The sequence below is a fragment of the Bartonella fuyuanensis genome (genome assembly GCF_014197255.1).
GTDB classification, from domain to species: domain Bacteria; phylum Pseudomonadota; class Alphaproteobacteria; order Rhizobiales; family Rhizobiaceae; genus Bartonella; species Bartonella fuyuanensis.
The window spans coordinates 1-5,713 of record NZ_JACIFE010000038.1 but is presented as its reverse complement, the minus strand read 5'-3'; the positions used below and the strand labels follow the sequence as shown (position 1 = coordinate 5,713).

General features: G+C 36.1%; 4 protein-coding genes and 1 pseudogene. 3 read left to right on the top strand and 2 right to left on the bottom strand.

Annotation, left to right across the window (positions count from 1 at the left end; translation table 11 throughout):
- Window positions 1-130 precede the first annotated feature (130 nt).
- Together GGR08_RS07510 and GGR08_RS07505 are read right to left on the bottom strand one after the other, a co-directional pair.
- Complete coding sequence (locus tag GGR08_RS07510; RefSeq protein ID WP_183194699.1) at window positions 131-856, bottom strand: hypothetical protein; 726 nt, start codon at window positions 854-856, stop codon at window positions 131-133.
- A 1,608-nt stretch (window positions 857-2,464) separates the two neighbouring features.
- Window positions 2,465-3,025: pseudogene (locus GGR08_RS07505) on the bottom strand (type ISP restriction/modification enzyme); the annotation flags it as partial.
- Between the two features lie 307 nt (window positions 3,026-3,332).
- Here GGR08_RS07505 and GGR08_RS07500 point away from each other — a divergent pair.
- From GGR08_RS07500 to GGR08_RS07490, 3 genes are all read left to right on the top strand, one after another.
- Window positions 3,333-3,512, top strand: a complete 180-nt coding sequence (locus GGR08_RS07500) for a hypothetical protein (RefSeq protein ID WP_183194698.1) — start codon at window positions 3,333-3,335, stop codon at window positions 3,510-3,512.
- Window positions 3,505-5,265 (top strand): ShlB/FhaC/HecB family hemolysin secretion/activation protein, encoded by a 1,761-nt coding sequence (locus GGR08_RS07495; RefSeq protein ID WP_183194697.1) that lies wholly within the window; start codon window positions 3,505-3,507, stop codon window positions 5,263-5,265. Before GGR08_RS07500 ends, GGR08_RS07495 begins: the two co-directional genes overlap by 8 nt.
- An 89-nt stretch (window positions 5,266-5,354) precedes the next feature.
- Window positions 5,355-5,713, top strand: a 359-nt coding sequence (locus GGR08_RS07490) for a hypothetical protein (protein WP_425485762.1), incomplete at its 3' end; no start/stop codon positions are given.

Sequence of the window (5,713 nt, the reverse complement as noted above, 5' to 3'; positions counted from 1 at the left end):
TCACTGGTTAATTCGTATTTTTGAGACATAGAGATACCCTCACATAATAGATATGTGTTAAACGGTTGGAAAAATTTGAAATGGAAAATTGAATTAGAAAGCAGGCGCCCCCACAACGCCCATGCTTTATTTAAGCAGCTTCATTTATGGTTTTGTTATTATTCCCAATATCATCATAAATTTTTTGATTGCCATCAACTATAGCATAGCCAAAGATTTTTACTAAGTAACAAACATATACATTGTCAGAAACGACGGCATTATCGTAAACATGAGCAGCCCAATCAATACGAGCAGAGCCTAATATTTTTGCATTGCCATAAACAAAGCCCTTTACATAAGCATTATCAGCAATTTTCGCATTATCAGAGATTTTTGCATCAAAAACGATATTAGCTTTATTACAAACAAAGGCATTGTCATAAACTTGACCACGAACGATAGCATTGTCATTAATTTTTGCATTGCCATAAACATGAGCATTTGCACCGAAAACCCATGCATCATCATTAACAACGGCATTGCCATAAACTTTAGCATTTCTATTAATACAAGCATTATCATGTATTTTTGCATTGTCAGAAACGACAGCTTCCCAAAAAACGGTAGCATTATCATAAACCCAGCAATTGCCCTCATGAGAGAGATTGCTTTCCTTTTCGATAAAACCACCTAAATCACCAGTCTTTACATCATCAAAATCTCTAATGGCTTTAATGCGGTGTAAAGTATGACCAGCCACACAACGCGTTTCATTAGTAAGTTCGTATTTTTTTGCAAGCTGTTGTTTATTAACAGATGCGCTTTCATTTGAAGTGGAAGAAATAACGGGGGAGTTTTTTGATATATTTGTCATATTTAAAAACCTACATGTTTATATGTTTTGAAATTGACACCCTAATGGGCGCCGGGCGCTCAAAACACGGCATGTAGTCCCGTTGTTACGCTTTTCTCATAAAGAGTATTGTATGACGTAACGACACCCGACAAGATCACTATATATGCTAACAAAAGCATAAAAGATAGTCAGTTTTTATAATAGGATTAGGTTTATCGCAACCTCTTCGCTACATGTTTAGTGTTTTGATCACTTAAGTATTAATATAACAAAATACGTATTTATTTTCAAATAATATTTTATCTTTTTTGATATTTTTTGTATTTTTTTATATATGTTATGTATTGATAACATCTTATGCTTATTAATTGCTTCTTTTATATTTATATGCTTTTAAAGCTATATTATGGGCTTTAGAAACGATTGGCTTCTTTTTTGAATCTATACATTTATAATATTTAGAAACGCTCTCATAATGCATATTTTAAACTTTATAACCTGTCAGTTTTTTTACTAAATGAATTTAAATTTTTTTGTGAATTTTGTTTATAACGCATTTATCATTTGAACTATCTTAATAGGCGCCGCGCTCTGATAACCAATGCATTAATTCGCATTTTTGCTTTATTTAAACAAAGCTACTGTTTTTATGCATTCTTTATAACTGTTATATGCTTTATAGCCATGGCATCATTTTTCATTTTCATAAGAGAAACGATAAATAGGATATATGATAATTGTGATTTATAGACTGTTATGAAAATATCTAAAGAGAGATTGATCATTATAGAGATCAGAAAAATACCTTTTAATAGGCTTTTGTCAGTTGTGTCAGTTTTGTCAGTTCTTTTTAGAGCCTATATTATTCTTTTTAAATGAGAGAAAATTAAAAAGATTATATTTCAATAGGTTATAATTTTAATGATGCAACCTTTATTAAAAGACAACCCATAAATTCAATTCATAATATATATTTGTCAGTTATGTGTCAGTAAATTGAACTGACAAAAGTGATCATTTGAGTGAGTGATTAAAATGTGCTTTATGAAAAGCATATGCTCCTTTAAAGCCTTTCAAAAGATAGTTTGTAACTCATAAGAAGTGCTATAAAGACCATTATGGTTATGAGTTTTGGAGGTTTTGGAGGTGCTTTTTACGCCCCTTTTATATATTTTTTTCAATAAAAAATAAGAGTTATTATATTTCAATATATTAGTATTTTAGAGATACAATCTGTATTAAAACACAACCTATAAATACAACCCATGATATATTTTGAAGGTATTTTGAGGGTGTGAGAAACCTTCAAAACCTCTAAGTAATATAAGAAAATGAATATACATAACTCTCTTTAAACAAAGCTTTTGATAACAAAGCCATCATTTTAGATTACGGTATAATCTTTTAAAGGCAATGTAAAAAAATCTAATTCACTTTAAGAGTGGGTTTCTTAAAAGTCTTAAAGCAATCCAAAGTAGAGTATCTAAAAGTGCAAATGATTTCTTTTTAGAATAACGCATATTAGGATTGTATCTAATCAACTTAACAAAAGAGGTATAGATTATGGTTATAAGACCTTATACCCCTTTGTGAGGTTAACATGCCTATCATCTGAGCATGCCAAATCTATTCAGTTTCTCTAATTTCTAATTTTGGTAGTTTTTTTACGATTTTCATTGTTTCTAGACTTACGGTAATAACCCTTTGAAACAACTCTAGAGGGTAGGCGGGGTTTCCAACGGTTTCAACAGCATAGCGATTGGCATCATTGACAATACCACTCTTTTTATCAGTCTTTACACATTGACGCCCCATAACCCATTCAAGAGGGATATCTGTTATTGTGATATTGTTATTATAAATAACAGTTGATTTATTCTTTTCCTTACTATCCTTAATTTTTGCGAATTTCATTTCTGTCACGTAATAAAACTTTTCTGGATTAGAGATATCAGTTAATTTTGGATTACTCTTTTTAAAAGTTACTGGATAAGGCTCGATAGTTTCATAGTTTACGTGCAAATGACCGAGTTTACGCCCTGCTGTTACAAACTTCCAAAAACCATCAGCCGTTTTTACGCAAGGGATACGAGGCAGTTCTTTAGAGAGGTTATCAGCATAACGAGAGCGATAATCTTCCGAATGAAGTAGACCGTAAACATAATAGAATATATCATCTTTTGGTATGGTTTTAGTCAGTAAGCAGAGAGGCATTTCTTAGAAGCTATGTCTGTACTATTATCGCGTTTTTTCTTATTTTAGTAAGAAGCTATTGTCATACTATTTTTCTGATCAAGCGATAATAATAGCTGGTTTTTTGTTGTTTCAGATATGTAACAGTTCCAATAAATTTGGTATATTCTGTGAATAAGAGCCTTTACTTAAAGCTCAAGATTATATTACATGCGACACCTTAGACTTAAGAAGCATATTAGAGTGTATGATTGTCATTTAACAGTGTCATTGTAAAATCTTCAAAAGCGGGGGAGATGATATGGTTTGCACAACTAATAAAGCAGGTGTATACAGTACAGTCTATGCTTTTTTCTCAGATGTTATAAGTATTACTCTCATCAAAAAATTAAAAAATTGTTACGCGGTTGGCGATTTTTTCTGTGACGCTGATGATGGGGGTCATTTTGTTGCTCATTTTGAGGGCACAATGAATGCATAGATTTTTTTTCATTTTTGTTTTTGCGGCTATTTTGTGCCTTTTTTCGTTGCCGAGTTTTGCCCAAAACATTCGTGATCAAGCGATTAATCAATCAGAGAGCATTCAACGTCAACAAACGGAAGAACAGCGTTTTCAACGATTGCACCGTAGAAACGAAACAGATGGGATATTTTTTCCAAACGATGATACCACATCTGCCGATGGTGCTTTGCCTAATACGACTTGTTTTTTGATCAAAAGTATTGAACTTGTTGATGTTCGATTGATTTCTCGCACTGATTTTCATAACAGCATTTCCTTTTGGGTGGGTCGGTGTTTGGGGATTTCCGAAATCAATAAAGTGCTCAAAGCGGTGACCAATCTTTATATGAAGCGGGGTTATATAGCGGTGCGGGCTTATTTGCCTGAGCAAGATTTAAGCGGCGGTCATCTCAAGATTGTTGTAGTTGAAGGTGTGATGGAAGATATCACTCTGGATGGGCATAAAGTTGAGAGGAGACTTCAAGGAGAAATCACCACGGCTTTTCCAAACCTTATTGGAAAACCGACCAATCTTCGCCAGATAGAGCAAGGGCTTGATCAAATCAATCGGCTTTTCTCACGCCAAGCCAGCATTAATCTTGGTGCTGGTAGTAATTCTGGTGGCTCGATACTCGATGTTCATATTGAAAAACAGAAACCTTGGCTTATTACGCTTTCCAGTGATAATCTTGGGGCTAAAGCAACAGGGCTTTATCAAACGCGCTTGAGCCTTTTTTTTGATGATCTGTTAGGGATCAATGATCAATGGTCGTTGAGCTATCAGCGCTCCATGGATGGTGGACCGTATTATTTTTCTCATAAGCGTCCCAATAGTGATACTCTAACGGGATCATTTTCTCTACCCTATGGCACTTGGACAACAGGTTTTGATGGGACGTGGAGCCAATATCATTCGAGTGTTAAGGGAATATTTTCCGATATTATGACTTCGGGGAAGTCTTTATCACTGACCCCGTGGATTTCACGGGTTATCGACCGTGATCAAGAGGGAAAGACCTGGCTTACAGGACGGTTGACATGGAAATATTCTGATAATTTTATTATGGGCAGTCGGGTTGATGTTTCCAGCCGTAAACTAGCTATTGCAACCTTTGAGCTTGATCATTCGCGCAAGTGGCTTGGAGGAGAATTAAGCGCACATATAGGGTTTCATAAAGGGTTGGCAATTTTGGGCGCTTATGACGATAAAGAGCAAGCGAATGCGCCAAAAAATTCACCCAAAGGGCAATTTTCCAAATTGTCTTTTTCCCTAGGCTACGTGCGTCCTTTTTCGCTCAAACAGTATAACTTCCGCTATAACACGCTGTTTTCAGGACAATTATCACCCGACACGTTGTTTAGTTCAGAGCAAATATCGCTTGGTGGCAGTTCCTCTGTGCGCGGGGTGCGTGAGGCGATTTATTACGGCAATAATGGGGCGTTTTGGCGCAATGAATTGTCGCTGTTGTTGCCAGGTTTTTCTTCGAGAATGGGGCGTAAATTTATGAGCCAATTTTCCCCTTATATGGCGCTTGATCTGGGGGCCGTGGCCAATGATGTAAACAAAAACAGTTTTGGCGGGAGCCTCGTTGGGGCAACTCTTGGTTTCCATGCAACCGGAGACATTACGGATATTGATGTATCTTATTCGAATATTTTAACCCAATTGACAGTGCAAGAAAAGGGGAATGCGACAGGGTTATTTCAAGTGCGGGCATTATTGAGATTTTAGAGCAAATGGGCGGTAAAAATATCGCTGCGTTGTTTACACCCATATGGGTTGTTTTTTTAAGAGATAAAGAATTTTCTGAGGATTTGAAGATGCGGGGATTGAAGAATCAAAAGCATAGATTGGGATATGGATACAAGCTATGGCAGCGCGTTCTTTGTGTTTTGCAGCGAGGGATCCATAAGGGGCTTTCACTGGTTTTAAGTTTTTGCTTAGCTTTTCAGCCTTTGTTGTTGCAAGCACAAGCGCTTGGAGCGCGAAGTCCTGTTGCACAAGAGAGCCAAGGGATTAAAGCAGCCGATGGGGTTGGTTCTGTTTTCCGCCCCACGGTGGGGAAATCCGGCAATGATGTGCCTCTGATTGATATTGTTCGCCCCAATGGACAGGGTCTTTCTCATAACAAATATGACAGTTTCAATGTTGATAGCCATGGCGTGATTTTGAACAATTC

Coding starts and splice junctions, on each gene's coding strand:
- GGR08_RS07500 (WP_183194698.1), top strand. CDS start 3,333: ATGGTTTGCACAACTAATAAAGCAGGTGTATACAGTACAGTCTATGCT.
- GGR08_RS07510 (WP_183194699.1), bottom strand. CDS start 856: ATGACAAATATATCAAAAAACTCCCCCGTTATTTCTTCCACTTCAAAT.
- GGR08_RS07495 (WP_183194697.1), top strand. CDS start 3,505: ATGCATAGATTTTTTTTCATTTTTGTTTTTGCGGCTATTTTGTGCCTT.